A 14,136-nucleotide genomic window follows, 5' to 3' on the forward strand; every position below is an offset into this window, starting at 1 on the left:
GTCGGACCTTCCCGTTGACTTGTGTGGTCTGCCCGTGTCGTCTGCCTGTGTCGTCCCTCCAGCGTCACGGATAGGGTGAGCAATGATCAACCGGACGGGTGGGGGATGAGGACGGCGGACGGCATGGGCAGCGCCGAGGAGAAGCCGGCGGCACGACCGGGGCGTCCCACCTCGCGGGACGTCGCCCGGCTCGCCGGCGTGTCGCACACCGCGGTGTCCTTCGTGTTCAACGGCCGCGCCGAGGGCAACCTCTCGCCCGCCACGCAGGAACGCATCCGGCAGGCCGCGATCCAGCTCGGCTACCGGCCCGACCCCGTCGCCCGCGGTCTGCGCCGCAGCCGTACGGCCGTGATCGGCCTGGTCACCGACGAGATCGCCTCCTCACCGTTCGCCGGGCGGCTGCTGCGCGGCGCCATGGACACCGCCTGGGCCGGCCAGCACCTGGTCCTCACCGTCGACTCCGGCGGCGACCCGGCCAAGGAGGACGCGGCGGTCGCCGAACTCCTCGACCGGCGCGTCGACGGCATCATCTACGCGGCCATGTCCCTGCGCCGCGTCCGCGTCCCCGAGGGCCTGCACCGCACCCACTCCGTGCTGGCCAACTGCCTGCCCGAGGACGGTTCGCTGCCCGCCGTCGTCCCCGCCGAGCGCGCCGGCGGCCGTACGGCGGCCCGGCTGCTGCTGGAGCAGGGGCACCGGCGGGTCGCGCTCGTCGGCGGGCACGACGACATCGCCTCGGCGGAGCGGCTGCGTGGCTTCCGCGACGCGCTGCGCGCCGAGGGCATCACCGTGCCCAGGGACTGGGTCGTCCGGACCGGAGGCGAGATCTCCGGCGGCTACGAGGGTGCCGTCCGCCTCCTCGACGGCACCCCGGCCGACCTCCGGCCCACGGGGATCTTCACCTACAACGACCGGGTCGCGGCGGGTGTCCTGCACGCCGCGACCCGGCTCGGGATCGCCGTACCCGGCGACCTGTCGGTGGTGGGCTACGACGACCAGGAGCACATGGCCGCGTACCTCACGCCGCCCCTCACCACCGTCGCGCTGCCCCACCGGGAGATGGGCGAGGCCGCCGCCCGGCTCCTGCTGGACTCCATCGTCACCGGCCGGACGCCGCCCGCCACCGTGCGGCGCCTGGCCTGCCCGGTGATCAGCCGTGCGTCGGTGGGACCAGCTCCCACCCGGTGACGGTCGCGCCGCACGGCACCCTCAACTCCCGTACGTCGTCAGGCCGTACGTAGACACGCTCGGTGACCGTGGCCCGGTCGCCGACGAACAGTTCGTACAGCGAGCCGTCGGCGAGGACACGCACCGTGAGTTCCTCCTGCGGCGGCACCCGCACCACGACCGCCGCCTCCTCGGCCTCCTTGCGCGGCCAGTCGCCCCGGTCCAGGGTCACGGTGCCCTCGCCCGGGTCCAGCCGGACCGTCAGCTCGGCGCCCGAGGCCGACCGAAGCAGACTCACCGTGGTGTGATCGCGGGCGCCGACCGTCAGGTCGTAGGCCGCAGGCAGCGCGGCCCGGCCCGGGGCGGTGACGAACGGTTCGGCGGCGCGCAGCCGGTGCAGCTCCGGGGCCGGGGTCACCCGCAGCGCCCCGTCCGGATGGACGTCGACGACCCGGGGCGCGGTCAGAACGCCGGCCCAGCCGGCCTCGCCCTGCTCGCGGGCCTCCCACGACCAGCCCCACATCAGGGCCCGGTCCGGCTCCTGGAGCACGGCGGGCGCGTAGAGGTCGCGGCCGTGGTCGAGCAGACCGCCCGCCCGGGCGGAGAAGCGCAGGTCCGCATCCAGACGTCCCGTCAGATAGCCGGTGGTCCACGGGTCGCCGTCCCAGAGGGAGACGACCAGCACCCACTCGCCGCCCCGCGTCGCGTACAGCTGCGGGCACTCCCAGCCGGTGGCCCGGTCGCCGAACGCCGCCGCGGCGGCCGGGTCCCGGCCGTCCAGGAGCACACCGGCGAAGCGCCAGTCGGTCAGGTCGTCGCAGTCGTACAGCAGGACCGACGGCGTACCGTCCGCGTGCCCCGCGCCGACCAGGGCCCGGCGCCGGCCGCCGTGCCGGAAGACGAACGGGTCGCGGAACATCACCACGTCCAGGCCCTCGGGCGGGCCTGTCACCACCGGCGTGGGCAGGGGAGTCCAGTCGGTCAGCGCGGGGTCGTCCGGATCCGCCGCCCGGGCCAGGCAGACCGTGCCGAGTCCGCTGTGGTCACGGTCGACCCCGGTGTAGACGGCCGTCGGCACGCCCCCGTCGTCGACCACGCACCCGGACCAGCAGCCCGCCTCGTCCGGGCCGCCCGGGGTCGGGGTGAGGGCGATCGGGTGGTGCTCCCAGTGGGCGAGGTCGGGGCTGGAGGCGTGGCCCCAGTGGACGTTCGCGTGCACCGGGGCGTCGGGGTTGTGCTGGTAGAAGAGGTGGTAGCGGCCGCGCCAGCGGAACGGACCGTTGGGGTCGTTCATCCAGTTGGCGGGCGGGCGGACCCGGAAGCGCGGGGCGTGCGGGTCCTGCGGGGGAGCGGCGAGGCTCAACGGTTGACTCCTGCGGACGTGATGCCCTCACGCAGAGGGCGCTGGCCGACGACGAACACGGCGACGGCGGGAATCATGGAGAGGACGACACCGGCGAGCACCACGGAGACGGAACCGGTGCCGAGGTTGCCCTGGAGGGAGACCAGCCCCAGCGGCAACGTGTAGTTCTGGCCGGACGTTTCGAGGATCAGCGGCCGGAAGAACTCGTTCCAGTGGTAGTTGAAGGCCAGGACGCCGACGATCGCGAGGCCGGGCGCGGCCAGCGGGGCGTACACCGACCGGAACGTCCGCCAGGGGCCGGCACCGTCCAGCATCGCCGCCTCGCCCAGATCCTTGGGCATGCCCAGGAAGTACTGCCGCATCAGGAACGTGCCGAACGCCGTCGGGAAGGCCGGGATGATCAGCCCGAGGAGGGTGTCGGTGAGGCTCATCGACTTCAGGACCAGGAACACCGGCACGATCGTGACCTGCAAGGGCACCATCATCGTCGCCAGGACCAGGGCGAACAGCGGCTTCTTGAAGCGGAACTCCAGGCGGGCGAAGGCGTATCCGGCCAGCCCCGCCGTGATCATCTGGCCGACCGCGATCAGACCCGTGACCAGCGTGGAGTTGAGGGCGAGCAGCCACACGTCGATCTGGCCGAACACCCCCCGGTACGCCTCGGTCGACGGGTCGGACGGGATGAGCTGCGGCGGCAGGTCGAACGCCTCGGCGGGCGTGCGCAGCGAGGTGGACACCGTCCACACCACCGGGCCGAGCGTGAGCAGGGCGCACACCGTCAGCCCGGCGATCCGCGCCCACGGCGCCAGCCCGTGGCGCGCACGGCTGAAGGACAGGGTTGCTTGGCTCAAGGGACTCACCCGGCTCACTGGTAGTGGACGAAACGCCGGCTGAGCCGGAACTGGAGGGCCGTGACCGCCATGATCAGCACGAACAGCAGCACACCCACCGCGGACGCCTCACCGAAGCGGAGCTGCTCGAACGCGGTCTCGTAGATCACCATCACGACCGTGCGGGTCGAGTCACCGGGACCGCCGTTGGTCAGGACGTACGGCTGCTCGAAGACCTGGAGCGCGTTGATGATGCCCACCACCGAGGCGACCAGCAGCGTCGGTGACAGCAGCGGCAGCGTGACGGAGAGGTGCTTGCGCAGGCCGGTCGCGCCGTCCAGGGCGGCGGCCTCGTGGATCTCCTTCGGGATGTTGTTCAGACCGCCGACGAACAGCAGGAACGAGAAGCCGAACTGCTGCCAGACGTAGACCAGCACCACGGTGACCATGGCCGCGTTCTCCGACGTCAGCCACGGCACCGGCGCGATCCCGACGAAGCCGAGCAGCCAGTTGATCACCCCGAAGTCCTGGTTGAACAGGTACTTCATCACCACCGAGATCGACGCGGCCGACAGCACCAGCGGGAAGAAGAACGCCGAGCGGAACACCGACCGCAGCCACACGGGCATCCGCCCGGTCAGCGTCAGGGCGAGTGCCAGCGCGACGAGCAGTTGCAGCGCCACCGCGAGCACCATGAAGACGAGGGTGTTGCGGAAGGACACCAGCACGGTCTCGTCGCCGAACACCGCGCCGTAGTTGGAGCCGCCGGCGAAGCGCGGTTCGTCGATCACATTCCAGTGGAAGAGGCTCAGCACCACCGAGCCGACGATGGGGACGACCGTGAAGACGACGATGCCGACGATCGTCGGGGCCAGGAACAGTGTGGCCAGCAGTCGGGTGCCGCGGTCGCGGGCCGAGGGACGCGGTGCGTCCTTGGCGGGCGGGGCCGCGGGCCGTTCGGCTCGGGCGGGCGGTATCCGGGTGTCCGTCATGCGTCACGCTCCATCGCCTTCTCCAAGTCGCCCTGCAACCGGCGCAGCGCGGGACGCACCGAGCGCGAGGAGGCCAGGGCCGTGCCGGTGTGCTTGAGCAGTAGCTGCTCGACCTCGGCGACCTGCGGCGGCGCCGGGATCGGTCCCGTGTCGGGGAACCGGTCGAGGGTGTCGTAGAAGACCTGCCAGTGCGCCGGGCCGGTCTCCTCGTAGCGGCCGGCGGTCAGCATCGAGCGGCGGGCCGGGGTGGTCTGGTTCGTCGTGAACAGCTGGGCCAGGGTGTCCTTGCGGGCCGCGTACTTGATGAACTCCCAGGCCTCTTCCTGCCTCTTCGAGGTGCGCAGCAGCGCGTAGCCCGCCGCGCCGTACTGCATGCGCTGGGTGCGCCAGCGCGGGAAGTACTGCACGTCGAACCCGTCCCGGTCCATTCCCGCCAGGTGCAGGCCGCCCGCCCAGAAGCCACCCGCCGGAGTGACACCGACCCGGCCGGTGGAGAACACGCCGATGAGGTTCTGGCCGTTGCCGCCCTCGGGGCGGGTGCACAGGCCGTCCCGCACGAGGGAGGCGAGATAGTCGTAGACCTCCTCCACCCGGTCGTGCGTGGCCTGCGGCGTCGTCCACCGGAAGCCGCCGCCGCGGCCCGCGCGTTGGCCGGCCGAGTAGAAGGAGTCCCACAGCCACTCGCCGCCGGGCGCCTTGGACTCCGCGAGCAGATTGGTGTCGTTCGCGAACAGCCAGGGCACCACACCGCCCCACAGCCGGTTGGTCCAGAAGTAGGGCGTGAAGCGGGCGCCGCTCGCCTGCTTCATGTCCCGCAGCAGCGTCGTGAAGTCGTCGCGGGTCCAGTCGGCCGGCGGGTACTGCGCCCCGGCCCGCCGCAGCACCTGGCGGTTGAGGTACATGTCGGCCGCGTTGAACTCCACCGGCAGCTGGTAGAGGCTGCCCTCGTACATCATCGACTCGACCAGCGACGGGTGGACGTCGGCGAAGTACTCCTTCAGCTCGGCCGCGTCCCGCTTCACCCACTTGTCCAGGGCCACGCCGAGCCGCTGCGCGAACAACTGCACGCCCTCGGTGGCCACGTACACCAGATCCGGTGCGGTGCCCGCGGCCACCTGCGTGAGGATCTTCGCGAAGAAGTCCGACCAGTCCACGGCCTGCACCGCGTTGATCTGGAGCTTGATGTCGGGGTGCAGCTCGCGGAAGCCCTCGCGGAGCGTGCGGATGGCCTCCGGCCCGTAGGCGGGGCCGAGCGTGGCGACGACGAGGGAACCGTCGTCACGTCCGGGGATGTCGGCTCCGGTGAGCCGCTCCCAGCTCGCGGCGGTGCCGCCCAGGGCGGCGGCACCCGCGCCGTAGGCGCCGTACCGCAACAGCCTGCGGCGGGTGAGGTGCGAGTCGGTCATCGTGGGGCCTAACTCGTGTTAGTTGAGGACTGATGCCCCAGATGATGTGAGCGCCGCCCAGACGTGTCAAGACCGCGCGACGGCTTGACCTTTAACGAGTTAGGTCCCAAAGTCCTGATGCACATGAGCCGTTTCAGACGAGAGGAACGAGGTGTGATGGGCGGGATCACGAGGAGGGCCCTGTTCGCCGGGTCGGCCGTGGGCGCGGCCGGCGCGTTGCTGCCCGCCGCGGCGGGCACGGCCGAGGCCAGGCCGCGGAACGGCTGCGCGAGCTACCGCGCGGCCTACCACTTCACCGTCCCCGAGCAGTGGAAGAACGACCCGCAGCGCCCGGTCTGGATCGACGGCGCGTATCACTACTACTACCTGCACAACGCCGACTACCTGTCCGGCGCGATCGGCACCGCCTGGCGACTGGCCACCAGCACCGACCTGGTCTCCTTCACCGACCGGGGGATCGCCGTGCCCAAGGACACCACCCCCAACGGCGACGTCTGGTCGGGCTCCGCGGTGGTCGACACGGAGAACACGGCGGGCTTCGGGGCGGGGGCGGTCGTCGTCCTGGCCACGATGTCGCCACACGACGGCCCGAGCGACCAGGCGCAGTACCTGTACTACTCCACCGACGGAGGCCGGACGTTCACCCCGCACGGCACCGACCCGGTGCTGCCCAACCCGGGCGTGCGCGACTTCCGCGACCCGAAGGTGATCCGCGACGAGCAACGCGGCCGGTGGGTGATGACCCTGGCCGAGAACGACAAGGTGGGCTTCTACCACTCCGCCGACCTCAAGTCCTGGACGTACGTGGGCGGCTTCGTCAGGAGCGGCATCGGCGTGCTGGAGTGCCCGGACCTGTTCCGGATCCGCGCCGAAGACGGCACGGCCAAGTGGGTGCTCGGGGTGAGCGCCAACGGCAAGGGAGCCGGGCTGCCCAACACGTACGCGTACTGGACGGGCTCCTTCGACGGCAGCGCCTTCACGGCCGACGCCGACGAGCCGCAGTGGCTCGACCACGGCTGGGACTGGTACGGGGCCGTCACCTTCGAGAAGCGGACGGCGGACGGCGCCCTCGACGAGCGGACGCGCTACGCGATCGGCTGGCTGAACAACTGGGACTACGCCCACATCACGCCCACCATCGACAGCGACGGCTTCAACGGCACCGACTCGATCGTCCGCGAGATCACGCTGAAGCGCGCGGCCGACGGCACGTACCACCTGGCGTCCCGGCCGGTCGCCGCGCTCGACCGGTACGTCTCCCGCACGGTGCGGCTCGGCGACCTGGAGGTCGAGGGCACCCGCGTCCTCGACTACCGGGGCACCGCCTACGAACTGACCTGCGAGATCACGTGGGACCAGCTCACGGGCGCGGGAGTGCAGCTGCGGCGCTCCCCGGACGGCGTCCGGCACATCGACGCCGGCGTCCACCGCGACTACGCCTACCTCAACCGCCGCCCCAGCGTGTCACCCGACCTGTCGGGCAGATGGCAGGAGAGCCGGAGCCCCTTCGACCCGGCCCGGCGGACGGTGAGTCTGCGCATCCTGGTCGACCGCACCTCCGTGGAGCTGTTCCTCGACGACGGCCGGTACGCACACGCGTCGGCGGTCTTCCCGTACCTGGTCGACACCGGGCTCGCGCTGTTCACGGTCGACGGGAAGGCGGTGTTCCGGAACACCGTGATCCGGGAGTTCGAGGTGTGAGGGGCGCGGGCGCTGGTGCGGTGTCGCCCCGGGCGGGGATCGCTGTCACGATCTTCCGGTAGGCACGACCACGCCCACGACCAGCGGAGTGCGCATGACGACGGACAGCCCGATGACGGACGAGGCGGTGCGGGACGCCGGGGTGGAGGTGAAGCCGGTCGCGGGGCACATCGGCGCCGAGATCGGCGGGGTCGACCTGGCCGGGGACCTCGACGACACCGTGATCGCAGCGATCAGGGCGGTGGTACTTCGGTGGAAGGTGGTGTTCTTCCGGGGGCAGCGGCTGGACCACGCCGGGCACGTGGCGTTCGCGCGCCGGTTCGGTGAGACGGTGGTGCTGCCGCGGCGCGGCAAGGCCTCGCCCCCGGACTTCCCCGAGATCGAGACGACCGCCGACCGGCTGGAACTCGGCGGGCGGTTCGGCATGGAGCACGACGAGTGGCTGCGGCGCCGCCGCCACACCCTGCTGCGCGGCTGGCACTGCGACCACGGCGCCCGCGTCGACCCGCCCGCCGCGACGATCCTGCGCGCCGAGACCGTGCCGCCCTACGGCGGCGACACCACCTGGTCGAACCTCGCGGCGGCCTACGCCGGACTCTCCGCGCCGCTGCGGGAGTTCGTCGACGGCCTGCGGGCCGAGCACCGGCTCGGTGTGGGCTACCAGCCCCGGCCCGGCGACGACGCGTACGTCCGCCACCTGCTGGACCGCCAGGTCGCCTCGCTGCACCCTCTGGTGCGCGTCCACCCGGAGACGGGCGAGCGGATCCTCTACGTCAACGGCTACTACGTCGAGCAGATCGCCGGCCTCTCCCGGCCCGAGAGCGGCGCGATCCTGGACATGCTGCTGGAGCAGGCGGTCCGGCCCGAGTACACGGTCCGGTTCCGCTGGGAGCCGGGCAGCGTGGCGTTCTGGGACAACCGCGCCACGATGCATCTGGCTCCCGGCGACACCGCGCACCTCGATCACCCGCGGATCATGCACCGGGTGATGCTCGCCGGGGATGTGCCTGTCGGGGTCGACGGCAGGGCGTCGGAGCCGATCACCGGGACTGCGCCCGGGCGCTGGTGACCCGCGCCGGTCGGGCGGGCCGGTCGGGGATGCGTCGCCTGCGGGGGTCTGGTGCGTTGGGGAGGCGCTGCCTCCGAGGTCGGTCTGGTCCGTCGGACGCGCCACCTTTGGGGCGACCGTTTGCCGGTGGCAGTTGCTCCCCGGGGTGGTCTGGTGTTCGGGACGCGGCGGCTCCGGGGTAGGTCTGGTCCGCTGGGGACACCCCGCGCCTCCGGGGTTGTTCTGGTCCGCCGGAGAGGCCGCCTTCGGGGCGACCGTTCGCCGGTGGCGCGTCGCTCCCCAGGCCGGTCTGCCGGCCGGAGACGCCCCGCCCCGGGTCGATCCGGTGGCCTACGCGCTCGGGCGCCACCCCAGAGCCGGGCCGAGCCCGGTCGCCATGTCGGTGAGGATCTGGACGTAGTCCTCGTGCTCGAAGGTGAACGGGAGCGCGAACGCGACCTCGTCCACCTCGCGGAACGCGGCGTGCGCGTGCAGTCGTTCGGCGATCTCCTCCGAGGTCCCCACCAGGTCCGGCGCGAACAGCAGCCGTGCCGGGCCCTGCGGTCCGGCCGTGCGGGGGGTGCGCTCGGCGGCGTACTTCTCGTAGCGGGCGCGCTGTGCGGGCGAGGCGGAGTCCGTGGGGATGACGACGAGGCCCTGCGAGACGCGGGCGGCCTCGCCGTCGGGGTGGGCGGCCCGGAACGCCTGGATGTGGGAGAGCTGGATCTGTGCGAAGTCGTGGGGTCCGTCGGGGTCTTCGGCCTTCACGACGCTGCTGGTGAGGAGGTTCATGCCGTGCTCGCCGGCCCACCGGGCCGACCGCAGGCTGCCGCCGCCGTACCACATGCGGCGGCCCAGGCCGGGGGAGTGGGGCTGTATCCGGTCGGAGAAGGTCTCGAAGCCTTCCGTCCCGCTGAAGTCCGTCACCGGCTTGCCCCGCACGAAGTCCAGCAGCCGCTCCACCCGCCCGTGGCCGAAGTCCTCGGCTTCGGCCGTGTCCGGGTAGAGCGCGCCCTTGACCTGGTCGAAGTGCATCGGCGGGCCCACGCTGACGCCCGGGTTGAGCCGGCCGCCGGACAGCAGGTCGACGGTGGCCAGGTCCTCGGCGAGGCGCAGCGGGTTCTCCCAGCCGAGCGGGATGACAGCCGTGCCGAGTTCGATGCGGCGGGTGCGCTGGGAGGCCGCGGACAGGACGGCGACGGGGGAGGAGATGCCGTACTGGAGATGGCGGTGGCGTACCCACGCGCTGTCGAAGCCGAGCCGCTCGCCCAGCTCGATGATCTCCAGCGTCGACTCGTGGCCGCGCCGCGGATCCGCCTCGTCGAACAGCCCGATGGTCAGGAAGCCCAGTTTGCGCAGCGGTCGTGGGGTCGGTGGCACGGGCCCTCCATCGTTGAAAGTTCAATGGTGCACCTGTGTCAACCCCGCGGCGGACCGCGCTGTTCCCGCCGCGCGGGTTCCCGGGGGACCGGGTCAGCGCAGCGGGATCGTCACCTCGTCCTCGACCGGCGGGTCGAGTTCCTGGGCCCGGTTGCCGGTGGCCGCGTAGCAGCGCAGCCGGATCGCCTCCGGGGAGACGTCCAGGCGCAGGAAGCACTTGAAGAACGGCGGGCTGTACGTCGCCGAGCTCGGCGAGAACAGCGACGTGTAGATCTTGCGCACGGGCAGCCGGAACCGCTTGGCCCGGTCGGGCCGGCGGCCGGTGCCGAGGAGCCCGGCGACCAGCCGGACGCGCCGGGTGACGCGGGTGGCCGCGCCCGGCACACGGGTCGGCGGGATGCCCAGGCGCTCGGCGATCACGGCCGTCGCCTCCGCCTCGGTGAGCGTGAAGAAGCGGGGCATGCGCAGCCGGCGGCCGTAGAGCCGGCTGTAGAAGGCGAGGGAGTCGCCGCGCAGCGGATAGCAGCGGAAGTCCCGCTCGGTCACGTTCGCGACGTTGACGCGGGGAATGGTGTGGGTGGCGTGCATGAACGCCCCGCCGCCGCCCGCGACCACGTACTGGAGGGTGCGTCCGTCGTCCAGCCGGACCGGGTACCGCTGGTAGTTGTGGATGTCGCCGCCGATCGCCGCCACGTAGTGGTGCGCCGGGTCGCGGACGATGTCGTCGACGGTGCCGCCCCCTTCGATGGCGCACGGTTCGTGTCTGCCGTCCACGTACAGGGGAGATCCGGTGACCAGGATCTTCGGGCGGGATCCCCGGGAGACCTCGCGCAGCCAGGCGCCCTGCTCGGCGTCGAGGGTGCCCAGCAGTCCCGTGTCGACGCCTATGATCCGTACCGGTCCGGCGTCGATCGCCCAGTACGGGCCCGGCTGGACGGCCTGCTGGGCGGGTGCGGAGCGCGACTTGCGTGCCTCGGCGAGGTGCCGGCCGTCGTCGGGGCGCGGCCGGTGCCACAGCAGGGACCGCAGCCAGGCACGGGTCAGGGGGCGCGGCCGGGGTTCGGGCGGCAGTGGCGGGGCGTCGTCGCAGAAGACGCGCATGAAGCCGCCGAGGTCCTCGTACCAGTCGTGGTTGCCGGGTATCGCGTAGATCGGCGCCCGGTAGTCCCGGTACGGGCGGAAGAACTTCGTGCCGTAGTCGTCCGCGCTGCCCACCGGGTAGATCACGTCACTGGCCAGCACGGCGAAGCTGGTGTCCTGACCGGTCTTCAGAAAGCCCGGCACGACGGCGTACTGGGGATCGTCGCCCTCGCCGGTGTCGCCGATGACCAGGAAGGAGAACCGGTCCGGGTCGTCGCGCCGGATCACCTTGTCGGCCGGGGCGCCGGCGGCCGCGCGCTGCGCCACCCACCGGCCGCGGGTGCGGCCGGTCGGGTCCCCGAACCAGGAGGCCAGCACGCCGTTGCGGGCGGCCCACAGCATCTTCGGGTCCAGCCAGGAAATTTTCTCGGCCTTCGAAGGCATCAGCCGCTGGTACGCGCCGCGTTCGTCGGTACCCCAGCCGGCGCCCTCGGCGGTATCGCGTGAGGAGTCGGACACCGCTGCACCGTAACAATGATCTACGCGCCGTCCGCGGGCGGGTCGTTCACCGGCCGCGCGTGGGTGAGTCCGTGTCGTGCCACGAAGTGCGCGGCGCGGGGATGGAGTTGGCGGATGTGACCCCGGCGGAGGCGCCCGGGTGCGGGGCGGGCTTCCGGTTCCCGGCCCGCTCGCCGTGTACCAGCATCGGGTCGAACATGACCACGACCCCGGCCAGCAGCAGGAAGACGACCGGCCCCAGCAGCATCGGCAGCAGCAGCGACAGGGGCGAGTCGCCCTCCCAGGTCCCGCCGGTCGTGTCGTGCACATGGACGCTGACGGCTGCCATGCCCGTGTAGTGCATCCCGGACACCGCCACGCCCATCACCAGGCTCGCCCCGACGCTCGTCAGGAAGCCGCGGATCGTGACGGCCGCCCACAGCGCGGCGGTCGCGGCGGCGATGGCGATCAGCACGGACAGGGCGACGCCGACCGGGTCGTAGCCGATGTCGCCGTGCAGCCGCATCGCGGCCATGCCCAGGTAGTGCATGGCCGCCACTCCCAGTCCGGTGATGACACCCGCGACCGCCAGGGTGACACCGCCCGTGCCGAGGTAGCCGACGATGAACACGCCGATGCCCACAACGGCGACGGCCACGACGAGACTGAGCACCGTCGTGGCAGCGTCATAACGGACCCGGGTCTCCTCCACGTGGAAGCCGATCATGGCGATGAAGTGCATCGTCCAGATGCCGCACCCGATGGAGGCGGCGCCTAACGCAAGCCAGCCGGGCTTGAACGACCGCGCGCCGGGCAGCGAACGCACGATGCACCGCAGCCCCAGCGCCCCTCCCAGACAGGCCATCAGATACGCCGCCACCGGAGTCACCGCACCGTAGCGGAACCCGTCGACCGTGCCGTCCATGAGCCAACTCCCCCCGAGTCATGGCTGATTTTCCAGCAAGGTCTACGCGCAGTGATCGAGGGAAAGCAAGCCCTTACCGTCGGTAGGACGGCAACTTCTCTTCAGCAGGAGTCGATTGAGGTCAGAATGTGCGCTTCAGCAGGTCGAGCAGAGCCGACCAGTGCCGCTCGTCGGCCTCTTTGTCGTACGACGCGGTGTCGGCCTGCGTGAAACCGTGGGGCGCGCCGGTGTACACCTCGCACCGGTGGCGGACGCCCGCCGCGGTCAGGGCCTCCTCCAGGCGCTCGATCTGCTCCTGGGGCAGCGAGGGGTCCTGGTCGGCGTGACCGAAGTACAGCTCGGCGGTGACCCGGCCGGCCACCAGGTGCGGGCTGTCCGGCGTGCCCGTCGCCAGCCGCCCGCCGTGGAAGCCGGCCGCGGCCGCGACCCGCTCGGGGTAGGTCCCGGCCGTGAGCAGCGACAGCCGCGCCCCCATGCAGTAGCCGGTCACAGCGACCGGACCGTCGGCCACCGCGGGCGACTCGGCCAGCCGGCGCAGATAGGCACCGGCGTCCCGCATCGCCAGTTCGGGCGTCAGGGCCTGCATGACCGGCATGATGCGCTCGAATATCTCCGGCCGCGCACCCGGGTCGATGAACTCGGGCAGATCGAACAGCGGGGCGCGGCCGTGCCGGTAGAACACGTTGGGCACCAGCACCGTGTAGCCCTCGCCGGCCAGCCGGTCGGCCATCGACCGCAGCCGGGGACGCAGTCCGAAGGCGTCCATGTAGAGCAGGACCGCCGGGTGGGCGGCTCCGCCGGCGGGGTGGGTCAGATACGCGTCGGCGGTGCCGTCCTCGGTGGTGATGTCGACAGCGGTTCCCTGTACGGCGGTCATGGCTGTGCTGCCTCTCTGCGGGGTTTCGGCCAGGAACCCGTCCACGTGACCGGGCGGATCCGGATCACGGGCATCGTGACACGCCGCTTCCCGGGGCATTTCGCCCACCCCCCGCAGGCGGTGCGACCGTGAACGCCCCTTGGCGCGCCCTTTACTCGAACCGTGTCGTGTCGCCCGCGCCGTGCCGCACGATCTCGGCCTCACCGCCGGAGAAGTCGATCACCGTCGTCGGCTCGGTGCCGCAGTCACCGGAGTCGACCACCCCGTCCAGCACATGGTCGAGCAGGTCCTTGATCTCCCAGCCCTGCGTCATCGGCTCCTCCTCGCCGGGCAGCAGCAGGGTGCTGGACAGCAGCGGCTCACCGAGCTCGGCGAGCAGGGCCTGGGTGACGACGTGGTCGGGGATCCGCACACCGACCGTCTTCTTCTTGGGGTGCTGGAGCATGCGCGGCACCTCCTTCGTCGCGGGCAGGATGAACGTGTAGCTGCCGGGCGTCGACGCCTTGATCGCGCGGAACACGTCGTTGTCGATCCGCACGAACTGGCCGAGCTGCGCGAAGTCCTGGCACACCAGGGTGAAGTGGTGCCGGTCGTCCAGCTTGCGGATCGTCCGGATCCGCTCGATGCCGTCCCGGCTGCCCAGGCGGCAGCCCAGTGCGTAACAGGAGTCCGTGGGGTAGGCGACAAGAGCGTCCGCACGGATGCTGTCGGCGATCTGGCCGATGGTGCGGGGCTGGGGATTGTCGGGGTGCACGTCGTAGTACTTCGCCATCCGTCGAGCTTATGCCGCCCGCGGGGTGCGGGCGGCGCAGGGTGGGGTGTCGGGCCTGCGGGCGGGCGCCGGGGCGCGTTCACCCGGGGTGAGAGCG

At 71.8% G+C, this 14,136-nt stretch carries 12 protein-coding genes; 3 read left to right on the top strand and 9 right to left on the bottom strand.

Features of this window, described 5'->3' with window-relative positions:
* Positions 1-123: 123 nt before the first annotated feature.
* Positions 124-1,188, top strand: a complete 1,065-nt coding sequence (locus CP976_RS40625; RefSeq protein ID WP_150485719.1) for a LacI family DNA-binding transcriptional regulator — start codon at positions 124-126, stop codon at positions 1,186-1,188.
* On the opposite strand, the gene CP976_RS40630 is transcribed toward CP976_RS40625, so the two are convergent.
* The 4 genes from CP976_RS40630 to CP976_RS40645 are packed head-to-tail and all read right to left on the bottom strand — an operon-like array spanning position 1,151 to position 5,758.
* Complete coding sequence (locus CP976_RS40630; RefSeq protein WP_150484838.1) at positions 1,151-2,530, bottom strand: glycoside hydrolase family 32 protein; 1,380 nt, start codon at positions 2,528-2,530, stop codon at positions 1,151-1,153. The genes CP976_RS40625 and CP976_RS40630 overlap by 38 nt on opposite strands.
* On the bottom strand, positions 2,527-3,381 hold the full coding sequence (locus CP976_RS40635) for a carbohydrate ABC transporter permease (protein WP_150484839.1): 855 nt from the start codon (positions 3,379-3,381) through the stop codon (positions 2,527-2,529). The genes CP976_RS40630 and CP976_RS40635 overlap by 4 nt, the downstream gene beginning before the upstream one ends.
* A 14-nt stretch (positions 3,382-3,395) precedes the next feature.
* Complete coding sequence (locus CP976_RS40640; RefSeq protein WP_150484840.1) at positions 3,396-4,352, bottom strand: carbohydrate ABC transporter permease; 957 nt, start codon at positions 4,350-4,352, stop codon at positions 3,396-3,398.
* Complete coding sequence (locus tag CP976_RS40645; protein WP_150484841.1) at positions 4,349-5,758, bottom strand: extracellular solute-binding protein; 1,410 nt, start codon at positions 5,756-5,758, stop codon at positions 4,349-4,351. Before CP976_RS40645 ends, CP976_RS40640 begins: the two co-directional genes overlap by 4 nt.
* A gap of 156 nt (positions 5,759-5,914) precedes the next feature.
* On the opposite strand from CP976_RS40645, the gene CP976_RS40650 reads away from it, so the two are divergent.
* Positions 5,915-7,459 (top strand): glycoside hydrolase family 32 protein, encoded by a 1,545-nt coding sequence (locus CP976_RS40650; RefSeq protein ID WP_150484842.1) that lies wholly within the window; start codon positions 5,915-5,917, stop codon positions 7,457-7,459.
* 94 nt (positions 7,460-7,553) lie between these two features.
* The gene (locus CP976_RS40655; RefSeq protein WP_150484843.1) at positions 7,554-8,528 is read left to right on the top strand and encodes a TauD/TfdA dioxygenase family protein; all 975 of its coding nucleotides are present in this window, start codon (positions 7,554-7,556) and stop codon (positions 8,526-8,528) included.
* Positions 8,529-8,858: 330 nt separating this feature from the next.
* Here the strand turns inward: CP976_RS40655 and CP976_RS40660 are convergent, their stop codons facing one another.
* From CP976_RS40660 to CP976_RS40680, 5 genes are all read right to left on the bottom strand, one after another.
* Positions 8,859-9,887 (bottom strand): LLM class flavin-dependent oxidoreductase, encoded by a 1,029-nt coding sequence (locus CP976_RS40660; RefSeq protein ID WP_150484844.1) that lies wholly within the window; start codon positions 9,885-9,887, stop codon positions 8,859-8,861.
* Between the two features lie 93 nt (positions 9,888-9,980).
* Positions 9,981-11,486, bottom strand: a complete 1,506-nt coding sequence (locus tag CP976_RS40665; protein ID WP_150484845.1) for a metallophosphoesterase family protein — start codon at positions 11,484-11,486, stop codon at positions 9,981-9,983.
* 46 nt (positions 11,487-11,532) lie between these two features.
* Positions 11,533-12,390, bottom strand: a complete 858-nt coding sequence (locus CP976_RS40670) for an MHYT domain-containing protein (RefSeq protein WP_150484846.1) — start codon at positions 12,388-12,390, stop codon at positions 11,533-11,535.
* Positions 12,391-12,511: 121 nt separating this feature from the next.
* Positions 12,512-13,267: a dienelactone hydrolase family protein gene (locus CP976_RS40675; protein WP_150484847.1), complete on the bottom strand. Its 756-nt coding sequence runs from the start codon at positions 13,265-13,267 to the stop codon at positions 12,512-12,514.
* Positions 13,268-13,418: 151 nt separating this feature from the next.
* Positions 13,419-14,039 carry an L-threonylcarbamoyladenylate synthase gene (locus tag CP976_RS40680; RefSeq protein WP_059416624.1) on the bottom strand — a complete coding sequence of 207 codons (621 nt, stop codon included), beginning with the start codon at positions 14,037-14,039 and terminating at the stop codon, positions 13,419-13,421.
* Between the last annotated feature and the right edge of the window lie 97 nt (positions 14,040-14,136).

The organism is Streptomyces coeruleorubidus, from assembly GCF_008705135.1.
GTDB classification, from domain to species: domain Bacteria; phylum Actinomycetota; class Actinomycetes; order Streptomycetales; family Streptomycetaceae; genus Streptomyces; species Streptomyces coeruleofuscus.